This window comes from Variovorax sp. Varisp46 (assembly GCF_059491885.1).
Map to the genome: position 1 here is coordinate 4,348,727 of NZ_CP168515.1, position 19,734 is coordinate 4,368,460.

Genomic DNA, 19,734 nt, shown 5'->3' on the forward strand with positions numbered 1-19,734 from the left:
GGTTGGCGAAGCGACACGAAGTGCGCGCAGCCTGGGGGCGAGCCAGGTTCATCATGCGTGACCCGCGTCCGGGGAAAGCTTCCAGGCCTCCAGACCGAGCAGCAGCAAGGCCTTGTCGTAGCGCTGCTCCACGGGCGTGTCGAAGATCACGGCCGGGTCGGCGCCCACGGTGAGCCAGCTGTTTTCGGCCAGTTCCGACTCCAGCTGGCCCTCGCCCCAGGCCGAATAGCCCAGCGAGACCAGCACCTTGCGCGGGCCGGCGCCGGTGGCCAGGGCCTCCAGCACATCCTTGGAGGTGGTCATCTCGAGCCCGCCGGGAATGGTCATGGTCGAGGCGTAGACCGATTCCTCGGGCTTCTCGGCCTGCGTGAAGACCGGCTCGTGCAGCACGAAGCCGCGCTCGGTCTGCACCGGGCCGCCCTGGAAGACGGGGGCCTCGCCCAGTTCGGGGCGGGCCAGGTGGAGCTCGATTTTCTCGAACAGCACCTTGAGGTTGATGTCGCTGGGTTTGTTGATCACGAGGCCGAGCGCTCCGCGCTCGCTGTGTTCGCAGAGGTACACGACGCTGCGGTTGAAAGTTTTGTCTTCCATCCCGGGCATCGCTATCAGAAAGTGATGCGTGAGGTTCATCGGGGCAGAATCGGCGGCCATATGCCCCCGATTTTACTGGCCGTCGACAAGACCTATCCCAAAGGGCTCATGTGGTTCCGCCGGGACCTCCGGGTGGACGACAACGCGGCCCTGTATCGCGCGCTGCGGGCCTGCCGCCAGGTGGTCTGCGCCTTCGTGTTCGACAAGGCCATCCTCGACGCCCTGCCCTCGGTCGACCGCCGGGTGGAATTCATCCGCGAATCGCTGGTGGAGCTCGAAGCCGAGCTGCGCGCACTGGGCGGCGGGCTGGTCGTGCGGCATGCCGCGGCGGTGCAGGAGATTCCGGCGCTGGCGCGCGAGCTCGGCGTGCAGGCGGTGTTCGCCAACCGCGACGACGAGCCCGACGCGCTGGAGCGCGACGCCCGGGTGTTCGGGGCGCTGGCCAACGCGGGCGTGGCCTTCCACACCTACAAGGACTCGACCGTCTTCGACCGCGACGAGATCCTGACCCAGACCGGCCAGCCCTACACCGTGTTCACGCCCTACAAGCGGGCCTGGCTGGCGAAGGTCGATTCGTTCTTCCTGAAGCCGTACCCGGTGCGCAGCCACGCCGACGCGCTGGCGCCCTCGCCCCAGGCCTACGGAGAGCCGGTGCCCGCGCTGCGGGAGATCGGCTTCGAGAAAAGCAACCTCTCGGCGCTGGAGATTCCCACCGGCACGCGCGGCGCGGGCCTGCTGCTCGAGGACTTCTTCGAGCGCATCGACCGCTACGCCGAGGCGCGCGACTTCCCGGCGGTGCGCGGGCCCAGTTACATGGGCGTGCACCTGCGCTTCGGCACGGTGTCGATCCGGCAGCTGGCGAGCCTGGCGCACCAGCTCTCGCTGCAGGGCAATGCCGGGGCGGCGGTCTGGCTGAGCGAGCTGATCTGGCGCGAGTTCTACTTCCAGATCCTGGCGCACTTTCCGCACGTGCACGCGGGCGGCGAGTCGAAGAGCTTCCGGCCCGAGTACGACCGGATCCAGTGGCACCACGGCAAGCACGCCGACCAGCTGTTCGACGCCTGGTGCGAAGGCCGCACCGGCTATCCGCTGGTGGACGCCGCCATGCTGCAGATCAACCAGAGCGGCTACATGCACAACCGCCTGCGCATGGTGGTGGCCAGCTTCCTGTGCAAGGACCTGGGGCTGGACTGGCGGCGCGGCGAGGCCTACTTCGCGCTGCACCTGAACGACTTCGAGCTGGCCTCGAACAACGGCGGCTGGCAGTGGGCCAGCTCCAGCGGCTGCGACGCGCAGCCCTACTTCCGCATCTTCAACCCGGTGACGCAAAGCGAGCGCTTCGACCCCGAGGGCAAGTTCATCCGCCGCTACCTGCCGCAGCTCGCGGGGCTGTCGAACGCGGCGATCCATGCGCCGTGGCTGGCCTCGCCGGTGGAGCTGGAGGCAGCGGGCATCACGCTCGGCGAGACGTACCCGAAGCCGGTGGTGGACCACGCCGAGGCGCGCGAGAAGACGCTGCAGCGCTACGCGGCGGCGCGCGGCACGGACCAGCCGCCGCTCAGCGGCGCGTCAGCACGATCTCCACGCCGGCGTCGGAATGGCCCTTGAGTGTTCCCGCATCGACGCGCTGGAAGGTGATGAGGTTGTCGCGGCACCCGGTGAGCGCCTTGCTGCCCTGGAAGTGCAACTCGTAGGCACCGCTGTCCAGGCGCTGCCATTGCACCGGCGTCGGAATGCCGATGCAGGGGTCGCCAGGGTTCTGCAACTGCACCCGCCAGGTCCCGCCGGCGGCTTGAAGTTGCAGTTGCCCGTCGAACTGGCGGCCGCTCTTGACCGTGAGGCGCGCCTTCCATTCGCCCTCCAGGCCTTCGCCCGCCAGCGCGGCGGAAGGTCCGGTCGCCATTGCGGTCGCCAGCGCGCCGGCGCAGGCTGCGGCACGCCACAAGCTGCGCGTCATGCAGCGCTCCCGATGCCCAGCTGGGACTTCATCGCCTCCCACGCCACGCCATTGAGGCGGCGGGCGGTGTTGACGTTGTATGGGGCGTCGGACTTGGTTCCGCGCACCACGTAGACCGCGCCGCCGTACTCGCCGAAGGTGCGCAGCGAGCCCACGGCGGTCGGCGGACGGCCGCCGTTGAAGACCAGCACGCGCACACCGCCCTCGGTGCGGACCTCCACCGTGCCGGTCTCGGTGGCCGCGCAGGTGTCGTAGGTGCTGGTGGCGGAATAGAAGTTGCAGGCGTAGTACTGCACCGCGCCGGCTCCGGTGAACGCCACGCGCAGGATGCGCGTCTGCTGTTCGTCCAGCACCCCCATGCTGGCGGTGCCCGTGCCGGCGGGCAGGCTGACGCCGGCGGCCGGGAAGGCCGCCATCAACGCCTCCAGCGTGGTGAAACTGGACTTCTCGTTGGGGTTGGCGAGATTGATCGAAAGGGGTTGCGTCAGGTCCACCCCGCGGCGGTGGCGCAGCTGCGACCCGGCCGGGAAGGTGGCGTCAGGGTTGGCGAAAGCCATCGACGGAACAACGCCGAAGATGCTGTTGCCGTCGGCCGCCTGCATCTCGGCCACCACCTCGGCCATCTTGCGGCCGGAGATGTCGGTGACTGCGGTGTGGCCGAAGGTGCGCGTTGTGCCCGCGCAATAGTCGCTGCGGCCCGGCGTGCCGAGGGTGGTAGTGAACACCGCGCTCTCGTCGCAGCGCACCCAGCCGTTGGCGCCCAGCTGCATGAGGCCGTAGAGCGTGTCGTGGGTGGTCGGCGCGCCGTTGGTCAAACCTTCGCGCCGGTCGGTGAGCTTCACTTTGCCGGTGGCCGGATCAGGTACCCCGTCGGTCGGATAGGTCCGCGCGATGTAGTGGTCGGCGCGCGCGAAATCCAGCCGCGCCAGTTGGTCCGAGGCCACCGGCGTGGCGGTGGCCGGATCGACCACGCGCAATGCCACGCCGCTGTGCAGCGCATCGGTCGTGATCAGCGCGGCGGTGAAGGCGTTGTCTTCGAAGCGGGCCGGATCGGTCACGGCCACGCCCCGGTAGTCGTAGAGCTGGGCGGCTTCCGGCAGCCCCAGCTGCTGCAGCACCAGCGCCTCGGCTCGCTCGAGCGGCAGGCCCGCCGCCACGCCGGCCTGCAGCAGCGAGGTCAGCGGATTGACCTGCGCGCGGTGTCCGGCGGGCGCGCTCATGGTGAAGGCCTTGGAGAAGGCCGGCAGCGAGGGATTGCTGCCGTCCACCTGCGCCAGCAACGGCGCGGCGGCGAGCTCGGCCGCCTCGGCTTCGTCGGCCGGCGTGTAGCCGATGCTGTAGGCGCCGTCGTCGCCGGTCCTGGCCGCGGCAGGCTCGCCGTCGTCGCATGCTCCGCTGCGGTTGCGGTCCACGCAGACCAGCGCCCCGCTGACCGGGCCTTGCACCATCACCTTGCCTGACACGGTGACCGGCGACGGCGGATTGGCACCGGGTGCGGCGCCGCCTAGGCCGAACGGCGGCAGACCGCCACCCCCTCCTCCGCCGCCGCCACCGCCACCGCCGCAGGCGGACAGCGCCAACAGAAAACCCGCACAGGCCGACGGGACGGCCGCTCTGGTCCAACGAATATTCATGGCTTTTTCCTCCAGGTTGTGTCGAGTGCCAAGGTCCGGCCGAAAAGCGAACCTTTGTTCTCTGCAGTGTGGGAGGACGTTCTGCACGCCGCATCGTGCAAATGCGCGATGCGCGGCGACCTGCGAAGCCGTAGCAGGTACCCCTTGCGCGTTGACACCCTACGGCGGGGGCGCGCATCATGCAAACAAAAGATAACGCTCGTTTCCGCCAGGGGGAATCGCATGAATCGGAATCTCGCGCTGCAGCGCACGCTCGATGCGATCGCGCATCTGAGTGACCGGGAGCCACCGTGGACCGCGCTGTGCGTCGGGCCACCAGTGCGCTGCGGCAGGGGATCGCACAACGCGATGCGATGGCACGCCAGTGGTTCGACACCGCTGAATCGGCGTTCGACGGTTTCTGTGAAGCCATCTGCCTGGCCACGCCGCTGGGCACCGTGCTGCGCGCTTCGGGCCGAGCCCTGGAGCTCTTCGGCCGGGGGCACTCGCTGCGCCTGCGCGCTGGCCGGCTCTGGCATCCGCGCGTCGAGATACAGCGCGCCTTGCGCTCGGCGCTCGCGCAAGCACCACAGGCCCGTCAGCCGCCTTTCCATCCCCGATGACAAGGGCGGTCTTTGTCGCCTGGAACTCGTGCCCGCCGTGCGCCAGATCAGCCTGGGCAAGGAGTCGCTGGTCTTCATCCGCATGCACCACGACGGCATGCACTTGCTGCCAGCCGTCGACCACCTCTGCAGCGCCTTCGGCATCACGCTCGCCGAGGCACGCGTGCTGAAAGCGCTCATGGCGGGGCAATCGCCCAAGCAGCATGCCGGCGCGCAGGGCGTTTCGGTGCACACGGTGCGCAGCCAGGTCGCGTCGCTGATGGCCAAGATGGAGTGCACACGGCAGGTAGATCTCGTGCGCAAGGGCCTGTTCGCGCAATCGCCGCCGCTGGATACCGGGAGGACCCAGTGAGCCAGGACGTCGCGCTGCGCCGCGCGCTCGATGCGATCGCGCACCTGGACGATCCTCATCCGCCATGGACCGATCTGCTGCAAAGCGTGCAGCAGGTGGTTGGCGGCGACAGCGCCACCTTCATCCTGTTGGAGAACGGCAACGAACTGCTGAGCTTTCAGCAGGTCAACGTCTCGGCCGCCGCCCAGCGCGAATATGCGCAGCATTTCTGCGCACACGACATCCTGATTCCTCCGACCCTCGGCGCACCGCCGGGAAGCTGGTTCGACACGCACGATCTGTTCTCGTCGGCTTTTCTCTCGCGCAATGCCTACTACGCCGACTTCATGTGCCGCCACGACGCGCGCCAGATGCTGGCCTGCATCGTCGACCAGGGTCCCCAGCGCCGCGGCGGCCTGACGGTGCAACGCAACACGGCCGCCTCCGCGCGCCAACTACTGGACAGCACGCGGATCCGACGCGTCACCCACGCGCTGTGGCAAGGATTGGTGCGGCGCGACGCGCGGGCCCGGCAGTGGCTCGGCGACGCTGAATCCGCATTCGCTGCCTTCGGCGAAGCGATCTTTCTTGCGACACCCACGGGCACGGTGCTGCGCGCTTCGGCCGGCGTGCAAGAGGTCTTCGGCACGAACCGCTCACTGCGTCTGCGCGGCCAGCGGCTTTGGCATCCGTCGGCGCAGGCACAGCAGACGCTGGCAACCGGCCTTGCACAGGCCGCGCAATCGCATCAGCTGATCTGCCTTTCCATTCCCGGTGGACCGGCCGGCCGTGAACACCTGGAGTTGGCACGCGCCGCGCCGCAGCTGAGCCTGGGCGAAGAGGTACTGGTGCTGGCACGCATCCGCTCCGGCCGTTCGCAGGAAGCATCCTCGATGAACAGCCTCTGCAGCACCTTTGGCATCACGCCCGCCGAGGCACGCGTACTGGCTGCACTCGTGGCGGGCCAATCACCCAAGCAGCATGCCGGCGCACAGGGCGTGTCGGTGCACACGGTGCGCAGCCAGGTCACCTCGCTGATGGCGAAGATGGAATGCACGCGGCAGGTCGACCTGGTGCGCAAGGCGCTGCTTGCGCCCTAGGCTTCGGAAGACCAGCCGCGGCCGATGCCGGACTCAGGCCGCTGCCAATGCGGCGGGCTCGCTCGTGTACGCACGCACCAGGCGCAGCAGTTCCTCTTCCGAGTACGGCTTGCCGAGGTAGTGGTTCACGCCCAGCGTGCGCGCGTATTCGCGGTGCTTCTCGGCGATGCGCGAAGTGATCATGATGATCGGCAGGCCGGCCATCGAATCGTCGGCGCGGATGTTGCGGGCCAGGTCGAAGCCGTCCATGCGCGGCATCTCGATGTCCGACAGCACCACCGCCGGGCGCTCCTGCTGCAGCCGTTCGAGCGCCTGCAGGCCATCGGCCGCAAGCGACACGCGATAGCCTTCGCGCTGCAGCAGGCGCTGCGTGACGCGGCGCACGGTGATGGAGTCGTCCACCACCAGCACCAGCGGGACCTGTGGTGCCACCGGGGCCAGCGTCGGCAGCGGCTGCTGCGGCGCGCCGTGTTCGTCCGCGGCGCCATGCGCCGGCGCCGCCAGCGCGGCGGCCTGGCGCTCGCGCGCCTGTTCGCCATGCACCGAGGCCAGCGCCACCGGGTTGTAGATCAGCGCCACCGCCCCCGACGCCAGCACCGAGATGCCGGCCAGACCGGGCAGCCGCGCGAGCTGCGGGCCGAGGTTCTTGACCACGACTTCCTGGTTGCCCAGCACTTCGTCCACGTGCAGGGCCACGCGCTGTGCCGCGCTTCGCACGACCACGATCGTGTTGTTCCTGGCCACCGCGTGTTCGCTGCGGGTCGAGGCCTGCAGCAGCGCACCGGCCCAGTAGAACGGCACCTGCTCGCTGCCGAACGGATGGCTGTTGTGCAGGTAGGCCGCCTCGAGGTCGGTGCCGCCCACGCGCTGCACCAGCTCCACCAGGTTCGACGGCACGCCGATCGACACTTCGCCTGCGCGCAGCATCACCACGTGCGTCACGGCGGTGGTCAGCGGCAGCACCAGCTTGAAGGTGGTGCCCTGGCCGGGGTTGCTGTGCGTTTCGATGCGGCCGCCGAGCGCCGCGATCTGCGCGCGCACCACGTCCATGCCGATGCCGCGGCCGGCCAGTTCGGAGACCTGCCCCGCCGTCGAGAAGCCAGGCTTGAAGATCAGCTCGGTGGCTTCCTCGGCCGACAGCTCCTTGTCGTGTTCGAGCAGGCCGAGGGCGCGGGCGCGCTCTGCGATGCGCTTGTTGTCGAGACCGGCGCCGTCGTCGCGGAAGCTCACCGAGACGTCGTTGCCTTCGTGGTGCAGGTCGATGACGATCAGGCCGCTGGCGTCCTTGCCGGCCTTCTCGCGCACCGCCGCACTCTCGATGCCGTGCGCCACGCAGTTGCGCAGCAGGTGCTCGAAGGCGGGCGTCATGCGGTCAAGCACGCCGCGGTCCATTTCGATGGAGCCGCCGACGATGTCCAGGCGCACCTGCTTGCCGGTGTCCTTCGAGGCCTGGCGCACCACGCGGTAGAGGCGGTCGGAGATGCCCTCGAACTCCACCATTCGCGTGCGCAGCAGGCCGCGCTGCAGTTCGCGCGTCTGGCGCGCCTGCACGCTGAGATCGTCTTCCGTGGCCTGCACCGTCTTCTGCAGCGTGCGCTGCACGGTGGCCACGTCGTTCACCGACTCGGCCATCATGCGCGTGAGTTCCTGCACGCGGGTGAAGCGGTCGAACTCGAGCGGGTCGAAGCTCTGCTGCGAGTCCTTGGCCTGCGCCAGTCGGGACTGCATCTGGCTTTCGGCCTGCACCTCGATGTCGCGCAGTTGCTGGCGCAGTCGGTCCAGGTTGCCCGTCAGGTCGGACAGCGAGCCGCGCAGCTGGCCCAGCTCGGCCTCCAGGCGCGAACGCGTGATGATGACCTCGCCGGTCTGCGCGACCAGGCGGTCGAGCAGCTGGGTGCGGATGCGTACGGCCTGGCCCGTTGCGGCGCGCAGCGGCGTGAGCAGCGCGGGCGCGGGGCGCGGCTGCAGCGTCGCGGGGACGCCAGGCTGGTCTTCGAGGCTCGCCACGGGAGCGGCGATTTCGTCGTTCGCGGGCACGCCGGCTTCGGCCGCAACCTGCGGCGGCGGGGCGGCAGGCGCGGTCGCAGTGGCCGCGGCCACGATCTGGGCTAGCTCGACCTGCGTGGCGTCGTCGGCCGCGCGCAATGCGTCGAAGGTGGCCTGCAGGGTGTCGAGGCGCGCCAACAGTTTTTCGATGTCGGCGCGTGCCGCTCCCTGGGAGCCCAGGATTTCGATCTCGGACTCCATGCGGTGCGCGCGCTCGCCCAGGCGCATGGCGCCGGCCAGCCGTGCGCTGCCCTTGAGCGTGTGCAGCGTGCGCAGCACCGAGGCGCGCGGGGCACCATCGTCTGGGTGATGCGCCCACTGGCGCAGCGCCTCGCCGAGCTGCGGCAGCAGTTCGGCCGCCTCTTCCTCGAAGATCGGGAACAGGTCGACGTCGACCGCGTCGGCCAGGTCGATGGCGTCTTCGGAATCGTCCAGCGCCACGTCGGCGACGGATTCGGCAACCACCACCTGATGCAGCGGCCGGGCCTCGGCACGCATGGCGAGTTCGGTCGGCATCGGCGAATTGGCGATGTCGCGCAGCGCCTGCAGCGTGCCTTCGGCCGGGTCGCGCAGGAAGCCGACGGCGAACTGGTGCAGCAGGCGGCGCAGCTCGTCGGCCGCGGCCACCAGCACCATGCCCTGCTCCCGCGTGCCGCTGCCCAGCATCTGCAGGTGCTGCAGCGCGGCTTCGAGCAGGCGGGCCATGCCCGACAGGCTGTGGAAGCCGACCGTGGCCGAGCTGCCGGCCAGCGAGTGGGCCAGCGCAACGGTCGAGTCGGGCAGGCGTTCGTGCGATTCGAGCGCCCATTCGCCGACGTCGGTGGCGAGCTGGCGCGACCATTCATCGGCCTCGTTGAGGTAGACGTTGTAGAGCTGGATGCCGATGCGCAGCGGGCCGATGACCTTGACCTGGTCTTCGGCGCTCGCAGCCGCGGCTGCGATGTCTTCCGCGGCTTCTTCCTGCGGTTCGGCGGACACGACAGGCGTGGCTGCCGCGGCAACGGGCTCGGGCGCTTCGTCGGCGACCAGGATCTGGGCTTCGGCAGGCGCCACCGGCGCCTCGAAGATGGGCGCGATCACCTCGGCAACCGCCGGGGCGGGCAGTTCGGGTTCAGGTTCCGGTTCGGCGACCGATTGCAGCTCGGGCTCGGCGACCGGTTCTTCCTCATGCGGCGGCAGCGCCGCGGCTTCGATGACTTCCGGCTCGGCGGCAGCCCGCACGGGCAGCGGCGCGGGTTCCCAATCGAGATCGGGCAGGCCGGCGGTGGTCGGCACGGTGGCTTCGACCGCTTCGACGACTTCGATCACGGGCTCGGCTTCCGCCAGCTTCGGCTCGGTGGCCACGGGCGTCTTCGCGGGCGAGAGGAAATCGAACTCCTCGCCGCTCGGCAGGGCTGTCAGCGCCGCGGGCTCGGTGGTCTGCTTCGACTCGAAGTCGATGAAATCGGTCGACGCGAAATCGTCGTCGGTCTCGGGCGCGGCGGGCGCGGCGGGCGCAGTGGGCTCCTGCCACGCCACGGTTTCGAGCGGCGCTTCGGGCGCCGCAGCGGGTGCGGGCGCAGGTACTTCCGGGGCCAGCGACAGATCGGGCAGATCCGGCAGCTGCAGCGGCGGCAGTTCCGCCGCCACCGGCGCCGGAACCTCGAGAAGGGGGCGGGCGCGGCCACAGGCTCTTCGGCTGCGATGTGGCGCGCGGCGACCGCCAGGGCCTCGGCGTCGGCCATGCGCACCGGCGGGGGCACGGGCTCGCCAGCCAGCAGCGCGTTGGCCACGCGGCTGAACTGCGTGGACTGCCAGCCGTGCGCGGAACCCGAAGCGATGGCTTCGACCCATTGGCCGAATTCCTTCAGCGTGCGCTCGGTGCCCGACAGCAGTTCCGGCGTGGCGGGGCGCTGGTCGGCCAGCCAGGTGTTGAGCACCTGTTCGAGCGACCAGGCGGCATCGCCGAAGTCGGTGAGGCCGACCATGCGCGAGCTGCCCTTGAGCGTGTGGAAGGCGCGCCGCAGGATCGTGAGTTCTTCGGTGTCGTCCGGGTAGCCGGCGAGTTCTGCGATGGCGGCCAGGCCGTTCTCCACCACTTCGCGGGCTTCGTCGAGGAAGATGTTCTGCAGGTCGTCTTCTTCGAGCTCGGTGACTTCGGTGTCGGGCAGCGCGCTCGGGCCGGTGATCTTGGTCGTCCAGCTGTCGGCCTTGTTGCTGAATTCCTCGATCGGCGAGACCTTGGCCTTGCGGTTGGGCGTGGCCAGTGCGGCGAGCTTCGAGGCGATCTGGGCGTCGACTTCCTCGATGCTGAGCACGGCTACGGCGGCCGGAGCCTGGCTCGGGGCGGCGGCGTCGGCCGTGCTGTCGGTGGCCTGGCGGCCCATCAGCGGCTTGAGTTCGCCGGCATCGGCGTCGAACACGAACAGGCGCTTGGCCAGCGCGGGCTGGTAGCCCAGCATGTCGATCAGGAAGCCGAGCGCGCCGAGGTTGTTGCCCAGCGCGTCGAAGCCGGCCATTTCCTCGGCCGGCGAGGTGCTGACGAGCATCGCCTCGACGTCGTCGCGCATGCGCTGCACGGTGAGCGCGGCCTGGTCGAGGCCGAGCACGGAGAACACGCCGCGCATCTGCAGGAGCTGCGTCGGGACGGTGCGCAGCAGGCCTTTTTCGGCCGGGCGGCGGAAATACTGGTCGAGCGATTTCTCGAGCTCGCTCAGGTGGCTGCGCAGCTCGTCGACCACGGTGCCCATGGTCTGGCGGTCGCTCACACGGCGGTAGAGGTCTTCCATCCACGGCTCGAGCGGCTCGGAATGGCCGCCCGCGCGCACGCGTTCGATGCGCCCCGCCAGCTGCAGCGTGCGGGCCGTGAGCTGCGGATCGCTCGGGTCGAGGTCTTCGAGCGCGGCTTCCAGGTACAGCACCGAGGTGGCGACTTCCATCGCGAGTTCGGTACCGGGCGCCTGGCCTGTGCGCACGGAGGCTTCGACCGCGTGGGTCAGGGCCAGCACCATCGGCAGGCTCGGCGGATGCAGCTTCTGCAGCGATTCGCCGAGCTGCGCGAAGGTGTCGGCCACCTGGCGCGTGCGGGTGATGTCGCCGCCCGAGAGGCCCGACCACATTTCCTTGGCGGTCTCGATGCGCTTGCGGGCTTGTTGCAGCACCAGCGGATCGAAGCGGCCGAACTGCTCGACGGTGTAGTCGACGCGCGGCTCGCTGGCGATGCCCCAGGCGTTGCGCACGGTGCGCAGCGTGGCGGCGTCGTCGCTGCCGGTGGGCACGGCCTGAGCGCAGAAGAACAGCAGGTCCTGGCCGAGGCGATCGGACACGAGGCTGTCGCCGCGCGCGAGGGTGGCGTATTGCAGCAGCACGCGCGAGGCGGCGCGCTTGACGTAGGCGTCGGGCGCGATCAGGCCGGTGGCAAGGGCTTCGAAGAAGCCGGCGGCCAGGGTCCAGAAGCTGGCGACGCGGGGCAGCAGCGCGCCGCGTCCGAGCCCCAGGCACAGCGCATGCAGCCGGCGCGCGGCGTGCACGTCGCCGGTCTTGACCAGCTGCAGCACTTCGCGGTCGAGCCGCGAGCGCACGGCCGGGTCGTAAGCCACGGCGGCCTGCGTGAGGGCAGGCTTGATCTCGACCCAGCGCCACGCGGTGCTCCACAGGTCGGCGGGGTGCACGCGCTCGTTGCCGACCAGTTCCAGCACGTCGCGGTACTGGGGAAACAGCGCCACCGACGACACGGGCTTGCCAGCCAGCAAGGCGTTCAGGAAGTCGACGACGGCGAAGCCGGCACGCTCGATCTTGAGCACTGCGGCGTCGGTGCAGCGCTGCGGTTCGGCAATGAAGCCCTGTACCGCGAACTCGATGGCGCCAAGCACCAGAGCGGGCGAGGAATGCCCCACCATCTGAAGGGCGCCAACGGCCTGGTGCAGTTGCTGGCGGGCCATCTGCAGCGGGCCGCTCTCGGGCTCGGCCGCAGCAGCGTCCACGTCGCGCACGAAGCGCCGCAGCGACTTGCCTACACCGTCAAGGGATTTCTGGATTTCTCCCAGCACCCAGGCCAGCGGCCCGAGGTCTTCGGTGGCCGGCATGTTGCCGGCGGGGGGGGCCGTGGCAGGGGTTTGAATCGACACGTTGGGTGCTCGCCGTTCTTATCTATCGGGGTCAGGCAATCTTGAAACGGGCCACCGAACGGCGCAGTTCTTCGGCCATCTGCGACAGCTCGCGCACCTGCTGGGCGGTGGTGCGCGTGCCTTCGCCGGTCTGTTCCGTCACGGCAAAAATGTGCTGGATGTTCGCGGCCACCACGTTGGCCGAATCGGCTTCGCGGGAGGCGGATTGCGAAATCTGCTCAATGAGGTCGGCAAGACGGCGCGACACGCGGTCGATCTCGGACAGCGCGGTACCCGCGTTGTCGGACAGCTTGGCCCCTTCGACCACACCCTGCGTGGAACGCTCCATGGCGCCCACCGCATCCTGCGTGTCGGTCTGAATCGCCTTCACCAGCGCCGAGATCTGGCGCGTGGCGTCTGCGGAGCGTTCGGCCAGTCGCTGAACTTCTTCCGCCACCACCGAGAAGCCTCGGCCGGCTTCACCGGCGGATGCGGCCTGGATGGCAGCGTTCAGCGCCAGCACGTTCGTCTGTTCGGTAATGTCCGAGATCAGCTCGGTGATTTCGCCAATCTCCTGCGACGACTCGCCCAGGCGTTTGATCCGCTTGGAGGTTTCCTGGATCTGGTCGCGGATGGAATTCATACCGCCGATGGCGTTCTGCACGGCCTGCAGGCCCGAGGATGCGGCTTGCAGCGACTGGCGCGCCACCGTGGCGGACTCTTGCGCCTGCGTGGACACGCCGTTGATTCGCTCGGCCATGGTCAGCACCGACTGGCCGGTTTCGCGAATTTCGCGCAGCTGTTCGGTCGAGGCGGCCAGCAGTTCGGTCGAGGTGCTTTCCACCTGCGACGTCGTCTGCGCCACGCGGGTCGCCGTGTTCTGCACGTTGCCCACCAGCAAGCGCAGTTCTTCCACCGTGTAGTTCACCGAGTCGGCGATGGCGCCGGTGATGTCCTCGGTCACGGTCGCTTCCTGCGTCAGGTCGCCTTCGGCCACTGTCTGCAGTTCGTTCATCAGGCGAAGAATGGCGGCCTGGTTGGCGTTGTTGATGCGGCCCACCTCTTCGGAGGACTGCTCGGCGGCCAGGCGTTCGCGCTCGGCGTTGGCGGCGCGTTCGCGGCCTTCGCGCACCTGCACGAAACCGATGGCACCGGCGAGGGCCAGGGCGGCCAGCGACAGCACGAACAGCAGCACGATCGTTCCGGCGCCGAGGCCGGTGCGTGCGGAGAGCTTGTCCTGCAGGTCGCCGAGCGACTTACGCAGCGGCTCGCTGTCGGTCAGGATCGAAGCCTGCGCTTCGCGTGCCGCCACCAGGCCCTGCAGGTTGCCCAGAATCGCGGAAGCCTGCGTGCGCATCTGCTCGTAGGTCTTCAGGATGGCTTCGAGCTGCTGGCGCGTCTGCGGGTCTTTCGAGCCGGGGAAGCGCTGCTGTGCATTGCCGTCGAGCAGGCCGCGGGTGGTTTCCTGGAAGGTGTTCAGGTCCTTGCCGAGCAGGAACACGGCGTCGGGGTTCACACCCTCGACCGTGAAGAACTCGTTGGTCGACTTGCCGATGCGCTGCGTCAGCATCACCAGCTGGCCGGCGGCCGAGATCTCGGGCAGCGTGGCGTTCTGCTGCATCTTCAGCGACGCGACGGTTTCCGTCATTTCGAGCAGCGTGGACGACTGCTGGTTGATGTCGCGCAAGGCGGCTCCCACCTGCGTCAGGATCTGGCGCTGGGCCAGCACGGCCTTGGCGCTGGCATCGGCACGGGTGACGAGGGGATTGATCTTGTTCATCTCCTCGTCGTACTGGTTGCCCACTCGCTCCAGGTGCAACGAGTCGTCGCCGTTGGTCAGACCCGCGACGCGGCGCGAGAGGTCGTCGGCGCTGTCCTTCACTTCGACGAACGCCGAGGCGCTGCCGACGAGGGCCTGCGAGATCGACTTGGCAAGGCGCTGCGACTGCATCAGCGACTGGCCGGTGGCAGCCACCTGCTGCGCCAGGCGGTCCGCGCGAAGAATGGCGGAGCCGGCCACCAGCAACAGCAACAGCACCGCGACCGCCAGCATGATGGCCAGGATACGCTGCTGCCGCGCCGGATTGGAGCCCGCGCGGCCGCCGGTGGTGTCGGGCACCGCTTCGGCAACCGCAGCGCCCGGCTCGTGGGCGGCGTCGCCGCCGCCGCCCGGCAGGTCGAGGTCGCTGAAGCCGGTGTCCGCGGGCGCGGCCCCCTTCTTGGCGATACGCACGGTTTTCTCGTCCGGGACCTGGACGGTGTCTACGTCGTCGATAGACAACGTGGAACCGGAGCCATCGACGCGGGCCTTGTCGTTCCCGTTGGTCACGGGCAGTAATTTCTTGAACTTGTCGGCGATCGAGCTCACGGTCGGTCCTTCAGATAGTTTCCGGTACGGCGTGCGGGGGCACTACGCACCAATGCTCAAAAACTGGGGTTGCTGGGAAAGCGCCTGCAGGTTGACTTCCTGCCAGCGCTCTCCCGCCGCGTCGGTAAACAGATGCCCATGCCAGGCAGGTGCTTCTGCGCCAGGAGGCTCGGAGGCCGTGAAGGCCTCCGCACCTCGCAACCCCGCCAGTCGATCGACCAGCAAAGCGCAGTTGACTTCGAGCAGCTCGTTGAAAGCAACGAGCCGCGACTGGATGCGGGCCGCCTCGGTGGCGGCCAGCGCGCCCGGAACGCCGGTGGCGAATGCCGACAGCTGAACGACGCCATAGAGGCCGCCGCGCAGGTTGGCAACGCCGAGGAACCACGCCTGCGTGTAGGGCACGGGCTGTGGTGGCGTCCAGGGAAAGATTTCGCCGGCGTGTCCCAGCGGGAAGAGGTATTTGCCCTCGCCCGCCTCGACCGCCAGCCAGGTGGCGGCCACGCCCGTCGTGCGAGCCGCCTGCAGGCGGCTCGCCAGCCGGGACTGGAAGGCTCTCAGAGCGTCGCGATTCGCCATGGGCTCAGCAGACTTCCGCTCAGGCCAGCGCGCTGATCTTGGACATCAGGTCGGTCGCGTTGACCGGCTTCACGATGTAGTCGCGTGCGCCCTGGCGCATGCCCCAGACGCGATCGGTTTCCTGGTTCTTGCTGGTGCACAGGATGATCGGGATGGCTGCGTACTTCGGGTCGCGGGCGATGGCGCGCGTGAGCTGGAAGCCGTTCTGGCCGGGCATCACGACGTCCATGAGGATCAGGTCGGGCTGCTCTTCCTCCAGGCGGCGCATCGCGTCGTCGGCGTTTTCGGCCGTCTTGACGGCAAAGCCGTTCTTCTGGAGGAGGTCGGTCAGGAACATCAGTTCCGTCTTGGAGTCGTCGACGACGAGGATTTTTCGAATGGGCATTACTGCGCTTCCTGTTGAACGATGCCAAACTGCTGCACGGCCTGCAGCAGCTGGTCTTTGGTGAAAGGCTTGGTCAGGTAGTCTTGCGAACCGACCATGCGGCCGCGGGCCTTGTCGAATACACCGTCTTTCGAGGACAGCATGACGACCGGAACGTTGGAGAAATTGGCGTTGCGCTTGATGATGGCGCAGGTCTGGTAGCCGTCGAGCCGCGGCATCAGGATGTCGCAGAAAATCAGATGCGGCTTGTGGTCATTGACCTTCGAGAGCGCGTCGAAGCCGTCCTCCGCGAGAAGAACCTCATGCCCACCCTGCTTCAAAAAAATCTCGGCACTGCGCCGGATGGTGTTGCTGTCGTCGATGACAAGCACCTTGTAACCTGATCCATTCGGGCCCATTGCAAATGCTCCTGCTCATGAGACTTGGAAGCCCGCCGCGCCGAACACCGACGCAGACCGCGTAGCTCTATCTATGCCATGCTTTCAGATTTCAACCATTTCGAAGTCTTCCTTGCGCGCACCGCACTCAGGACAGGTCCAGTTCATCGGCACATCGGCCCAGGCCGTGCCTGCCGCGATGCCGTCTTCCGGTACACCCACTGCTTCGTCATAGATCCACCCACAAATCAGGCACATCCAAGTTTTCGTATTCATCGGAGCTTAAAGTCCTTGTTCATTAAATGCAACGAGTGTATCTATGCGTATCTCACTGACGGACGGTAAACGTCGCGCCTATGCCACCATCCAGGGGATTCCGCCCGGCTTATGACCATCTACTTACATTCCGCAGACAACACCCGCAAACCGGGCGATCTTAACGACCCCTCGCAGGACGACGAATCGGTCGCCGAACACGACCTGAATCCCCCCTGCGTGCTGGTGTTCAATGCCAGCGATCCCAGCGGGGCGGGCGGACTGGGCGCCGACGCCCTCGCCATGGCGTCGGTGGGCGCACACATCCTGCCCGTTGTCACAGGGGCCTACGCCAGGGACACGGCCGAGATTTTCGATCACTTTCCCTTCGATGAAGAGGCCATCGCCGAGCAGGCGCGCGCCATCCTGGAGGACGTGGAAGTCCAGCTGATCAAGGTGGGCTTTGCCGGCACCACCGAGGCCCTGAGCACCATCGCCGAGACCGCCGCCGACTATCCCGAGGTGCCCGTGGTGGCCTACATGCCCAACCTTTCGTGGTGGGACGAGAACCTGATCGAGCCCTATCTGGACGCTTTTCGGGAACTTGTTTTGCCGCAAACCACAGTGTTGGTAGGAAACCACAGTACGCTGTGGCGCTGGCTGCTTCCGGACTGGAACGGGGAGCGTCCGCCCACTGCGCGCGACATTGCCAAGGCCGCCGGCGAGTTCGGCGTGCCCTATACGCTCGTGACCGGCCTGATGCTGCCCGAGCAGTTCATCGACAACGTGCTGGCCTCCCCGCAGTCGGTGCTCGCCAGCGAAAAATACGAGCGGCTCGAGGCCGTCTTCGCCGGCGCCGGCGACACCCTGTCGGCCGCGCTGGCCGCCCTGCTCGCCAGCGGCACCGACCTCGTGGCCGCGACCAGCGAAGCGCTGGCCTACATGGACCGATGCCTCGACGCGGGCTTCCGCCCCGGCATGGGCCATGTGCTGCCCGACCGCCTGTTCTGGGCCGAGCCCGAGGACGACGATGACGATGAAGACCCCGGCGCCGAACCGGACTTCGCCCTCCCACCCCACGACACCCGGCACTGACATGTTGCTCGCCCCCAGGCTGCCCGCACTTCGTGTCGGTTCGCCTACCCCCTACCGGGGCGTGCCGGCCGCTTCGGGCGGCCGTGCGCGGCGGCCCTCCACTGAATAACCACCCATTTGCCTCCGATGCCCAACACTGACCGCAACGACACCCTCTTCGAGCGCGCCCGCGCCGTGATCCCCGGAGGCGTGAACTCGCCCGTGCGCGCCTTCAAGGCCGTGGGCGGCACGCCCCGCTTCATCCAGCGCGCGCATGGCGCCTATTTCTGGGACGCCAACGACAAGCGCTACATCGACTACATCGGCTCCTGGGGTCCGATGATCCTGGGCCACGGCCACCCCGCCGTGGTCGAGGCGGTGCAGAAGGCCGTGCTCGAAGGCTTCTCGTACGGCGCGCCGACCGAGCGCGAGATCGAGCTGGCCGAAGCCATCCTCGCGCTGGTGCCGTCGATGGAAATGGTGCGGCTCGTGAGCTCGGGCACCGAGGCCGCCATGAGCGCGCTGCGCCTCGCGCGCGGCGCCACCGGCCGCAAGAGCATCGTCAAGTTCGAAGGCTGCTACCACGGCCATGCCGATGCACTGCTGGTGAAGGCCGGCTCCGGCCTCGCCACCTTCGGCAACCCGACCTCCGCCGGCGTGCCACCCGAGGTGGTGCAGCACACCATCGTGCTCGAGTACAACAACCTGCAGCAGCTGGAAGAAGCCTTCGCGCTGCACGGCAAGGACATCGCCTGCCTGATGATCGAGGCCATCGCAGGCAACATGAACTTCGTGCGCGCCACGCCCGAGTTCGCTCGGCGCTGCCGTGAGCTTTGCACGCAGCACGGGGCGCTGCTGATATTCGATGAAGTGATGACCGGCTTTCGCGTGGGCCTGCACGGCGCACAGGGCGTGCTCGGCATCAAGCCCGACCTCACGGTGCTCGGCAAGGTCATCGGCGGCGGCATGCCGCTCGCGGCCTTCGGCGGTCCGCGCGCGATCATGGAGCAGCTCGCGCCGCTGGGCCCGGTCTACCAGGCAGGCACGCTGTCGGGCAATCCGGTGGCCACGGCCTGCGGCCTTGCAACGCTGAAGGAGATCGCCAGGCCCGGCTTCTATGAAGCGCTCGGCAAGAAGACACGCTCGCTGGTCGACGGCCTGAAGGCCGCAGCCGCGGCCGAAGGCCAGCCCTTCAATGCCGACAGCGAAGGCGGCATGTTCGGCTTCTTCCTCATGAAAGACCTGCCGCAAAACTATGCCACCGTGATGACCACCGACAACGCCAAATTCAATGCGCTGTTCCACGGCCTGCTCGACCGCGGCGTGTACATCGCGCCGGCACTCTACGAAGCGGGCTTCGTGAGCGCGGCCCACACCGACGACGACATCGCCGCCACCGTCGAGGCCGCGCAGGACATCTTCAGGAAGCGCTGAGGCCGCGCGAATCGCGGCGCGGTGTCACGAATTTCGTGATTGCGCCGGGTATATTGCGCCGGCACTTGGCGAAGGCGGCTTCACGGGTTGCGGCACCAGGGATTCCAAGAAAAGTGCGCCTGCCATCGAAGCGGCCCTGCACGTACAGACACCGAAGACGTTCCGGCCCATGATCCCCTTGCGCACGCTGCCGATGCTGGCGGCCCTTCTTCTTCCGGCGCTCGCGTGCGCACAGGACGCCTTCGAGCCGAAGAACATCTGGGTCAACCCCGGCTTCTACTCGGCACACTTCGACCGCAACAAGGGGCTGGAGAACGTCAACCAGGGCCTCGGCGTCGAGTACCCGCTGAACGACACGTACCGCATCACGGCGGGCACCTTCCACAACAGCGACCGCAGGCAATCGAACTACCTCGGACTGTACGTGCTGCCCTTCGAGTTCTACGGCGTGAAGGTCGGCGCCGTGGTCGGCGGCTTCGACGGCTACCCCAACTACCGCAACAGCAACTGGTTCCCGGCCATCCTTCCGGTGGCCGCCATCGAAGGCAGGCACTGGGGCTTGAACATCGCCTACGTGCCGACGATCAAGAACCGGCTGTACGGCGCGCTCACCTTGCAGCTGAAATACCGGTTCGGGGAATGAGCTCGCCCCCAGGCTGCGCGCACTTCGTGCCGCTTCGCCAACCCCCTACCGGGGGCAACACCAGCGGCCCGGCAAAGCCGGTTCCGCGGTAGCCCTTGGCTCGCCCCCAGGCTGCGCGCACTTCGTGTCGCTTCGCCAACCCCCTACCGGGGGCAACACCAGCGGCCCGGCAAAGCCGGTTCCGCGGTAGCCCTTGGCTCGCCCCCAGGCTGCGCGCACTTCGTGTCGCTTCGCCAACCCCCTACCGGGGGCAACACCAGCGGCCCGGCAAAGCCG

At 68.2% G+C, this 19,734-nt stretch carries 15 protein-coding genes and 1 pseudogene; 7 read left to right on the forward strand and 9 right to left on the reverse strand.

The genetic code is table 11. The features are described 5' to 3' along the window. Positions 1-51: 51 nt before the first annotated feature. Positions 52-651 (reverse strand): YqgE/AlgH family protein, encoded by a 600-nt coding sequence (locus ACEN9N_RS20625; protein WP_007838420.1) that lies wholly within the window; start codon positions 649-651, stop codon positions 52-54. On the opposite strand from ACEN9N_RS20625, the gene ACEN9N_RS20630 reads away from it, so the two are divergent. Next, a complete protein-coding gene (locus ACEN9N_RS20630; RefSeq protein WP_495654415.1) occupies positions 652-2,199 on the forward strand; it encodes a cryptochrome/photolyase family protein in 1,548 nt (515 codons plus the stop codon). On the opposite strand, the gene ACEN9N_RS20635 is transcribed toward ACEN9N_RS20630, so the two are convergent. Together ACEN9N_RS20635 and ACEN9N_RS20640 are read right to left on the reverse strand one after the other, a co-directional pair. Continuing rightward, positions 2,150-2,548, reverse strand: coding sequence for a hypothetical protein (locus ACEN9N_RS20635; RefSeq protein ID WP_495654416.1), 399 nt, complete (start codon positions 2,546-2,548; stop codon positions 2,150-2,152). The genes ACEN9N_RS20630 and ACEN9N_RS20635 overlap by 50 nt on opposite strands. Further along, positions 2,545-4,182, reverse strand: a complete 1,638-nt coding sequence (locus tag ACEN9N_RS20640) for a hypothetical protein (protein ID WP_495654417.1) — start codon at positions 4,180-4,182, stop codon at positions 2,545-2,547. The genes ACEN9N_RS20635 and ACEN9N_RS20640 overlap by 4 nt, the downstream gene beginning before the upstream one ends. Positions 4,183-4,472: 290 nt before the next feature. Here ACEN9N_RS20640 and ACEN9N_RS20645 point away from each other — a divergent pair, with 290 nt between their 5' ends. Genes ACEN9N_RS20645 through ACEN9N_RS20655 form a run of 3 tightly spaced genes read left to right on the forward strand, consistent with a single transcriptional unit; the run spans position 4,473 to position 6,215 of the window. Further along, positions 4,473-4,784, forward strand: a complete 312-nt coding sequence (locus ACEN9N_RS20645; protein ID WP_495654418.1) for a hypothetical protein — start codon at positions 4,473-4,475, stop codon at positions 4,782-4,784. Between the two features lie 37 nt (positions 4,785-4,821). Then, a complete protein-coding gene (locus ACEN9N_RS20650) occupies positions 4,822-5,136 on the forward strand; it encodes a helix-turn-helix transcriptional regulator (protein WP_495654419.1) in 315 nt (104 codons plus the stop codon). Then, entirely contained in the window at positions 5,133-6,215 is a 1,083-nt protein-coding gene (locus ACEN9N_RS20655; protein ID WP_495654420.1) for a helix-turn-helix transcriptional regulator, read from the forward strand. The genes ACEN9N_RS20650 and ACEN9N_RS20655 overlap by 4 nt, the downstream gene beginning before the upstream one ends. A 33-nt stretch (positions 6,216-6,248) precedes the next feature. Here ACEN9N_RS20655 and ACEN9N_RS20660 read toward each other — a convergent pair. The 6 genes and pseudogenes from ACEN9N_RS20660 to ACEN9N_RS20685 all read right to left on the reverse strand — a co-directional run bounded on the left by ACEN9N_RS20660 (position 6,249) and on the right by ACEN9N_RS20685 (position 16,328). Further along, positions 6,249-12,367 (reverse strand): annotated as a pseudogene (locus tag ACEN9N_RS20660) (hybrid sensor histidine kinase/response regulator). A 31-nt stretch (positions 12,368-12,398) separates the two neighbouring features. Continuing rightward, entirely contained in the window at positions 12,399-14,714 is a 2,316-nt protein-coding gene (locus ACEN9N_RS20665) for a methyl-accepting chemotaxis protein (RefSeq protein ID WP_495654421.1), read from the reverse strand. Between the two features lie 42 nt (positions 14,715-14,756). Continuing rightward, complete coding sequence (locus ACEN9N_RS20670; protein WP_007838404.1) at positions 14,757-15,290, reverse strand: chemotaxis protein CheW; 534 nt, start codon at positions 15,288-15,290, stop codon at positions 14,757-14,759. A 19-nt stretch (positions 15,291-15,309) separates the two neighbouring features. Continuing rightward, the gene (locus ACEN9N_RS20675; RefSeq protein WP_007838401.1) at positions 15,310-15,675 is read right to left on the reverse strand and encodes a response regulator; all 366 of its coding nucleotides are present in this window, start codon (positions 15,673-15,675) and stop codon (positions 15,310-15,312) included. Next, entirely contained in the window at positions 15,675-16,073 is a 399-nt protein-coding gene (locus ACEN9N_RS20680; RefSeq protein ID WP_007838399.1) for a response regulator, read from the reverse strand. The genes ACEN9N_RS20675 and ACEN9N_RS20680 overlap by 1 nt, the downstream gene beginning before the upstream one ends. Positions 16,074-16,157: 84 nt before the next feature. Beyond that, positions 16,158-16,328: a rubredoxin gene (locus tag ACEN9N_RS20685; RefSeq protein WP_007838397.1), complete on the reverse strand. Its 171-nt coding sequence runs from the start codon at positions 16,326-16,328 to the stop codon at positions 16,158-16,160. Positions 16,329-16,439: 111 nt separating this feature from the next. Here ACEN9N_RS20685 and thiD point away from each other — a divergent pair, with 111 nt between their 5' ends. The 3 genes from thiD (at position 16,440) to ACEN9N_RS20700 (ending at position 19,458) form a co-directional block, all read left to right on the forward strand. Continuing rightward, the gene (thiD, locus tag ACEN9N_RS20690; RefSeq protein ID WP_007838396.1) at positions 16,440-17,402 is read left to right on the forward strand and encodes a bifunctional hydroxymethylpyrimidine kinase/phosphomethylpyrimidine kinase; all 963 of its coding nucleotides are present in this window, start codon (positions 16,440-16,442) and stop codon (positions 17,400-17,402) included. A gap of 126 nt (positions 17,403-17,528) precedes the next feature. Then, positions 17,529-18,815: a glutamate-1-semialdehyde 2,1-aminomutase gene (gene hemL, locus ACEN9N_RS20695; RefSeq protein WP_413314812.1), complete on the forward strand. Its 1,287-nt coding sequence runs from the start codon at positions 17,529-17,531 to the stop codon at positions 18,813-18,815. 169 nt (positions 18,816-18,984) lie between these two features. After that, positions 18,985-19,458 carry a hypothetical protein gene (locus ACEN9N_RS20700; RefSeq protein ID WP_413314813.1) on the forward strand — a complete coding sequence of 158 codons (474 nt, stop codon included), beginning with the start codon at positions 18,985-18,987 and terminating at the stop codon, positions 19,456-19,458. Positions 19,459-19,734 lie beyond the last annotated feature (276 nt).

Excerpts from the sequence above, each read along its gene's own strand:
- ACEN9N_RS20640 (WP_495654417.1), bottom strand. The coding sequence starts at position 4,182 with ATGAATATTCGTTGGACCAGAGCGGCCGTCCCGTCGGCCTGTGCGGGT.
- ACEN9N_RS20700 (WP_413314813.1), top strand. The coding sequence starts at position 18,985 with ATGATCCCCTTGCGCACGCTGCCGATGCTGGCGGCCCTTCTTCTTCCG.
- ACEN9N_RS20625 (WP_007838420.1), bottom strand. The coding sequence starts at position 651 with ATGGCCGCCGATTCTGCCCCGATGAACCTCACGCATCACTTTCTGATA.
- hemL (WP_413314812.1), top strand. The coding sequence starts at position 17,529 with ATGCCCAACACTGACCGCAACGACACCCTCTTCGAGCGCGCCCGCGCC.
- thiD (WP_007838396.1), top strand. The coding sequence starts at position 16,440 with ATGACCATCTACTTACATTCCGCAGACAACACCCGCAAACCGGGCGAT.
- ACEN9N_RS20685 (WP_007838397.1), bottom strand. The coding sequence starts at position 16,328 with ATGAATACGAAAACTTGGATGTGCCTGATTTGTGGGTGGATCTATGAC.
- ACEN9N_RS20670 (WP_007838404.1), bottom strand. The coding sequence starts at position 15,290 with ATGGCGAATCGCGACGCTCTGAGAGCCTTCCAGTCCCGGCTGGCGAGC.
- ACEN9N_RS20675 (WP_007838401.1), bottom strand. The coding sequence starts at position 15,675 with ATGCCCATTCGAAAAATCCTCGTCGTCGACGACTCCAAGACGGAACTG.
- ACEN9N_RS20635 (WP_495654416.1), bottom strand. The coding sequence starts at position 2,548 with ATGACGCGCAGCTTGTGGCGTGCCGCAGCCTGCGCCGGCGCGCTGGCG.
- ACEN9N_RS20680 (WP_007838399.1), bottom strand. The coding sequence starts at position 16,073 with ATGGGCCCGAATGGATCAGGTTACAAGGTGCTTGTCATCGACGACAGC.
- ACEN9N_RS20630 (WP_495654415.1), top strand. The coding sequence starts at position 652 with ATGCCCCCGATTTTACTGGCCGTCGACAAGACCTATCCCAAAGGGCTC.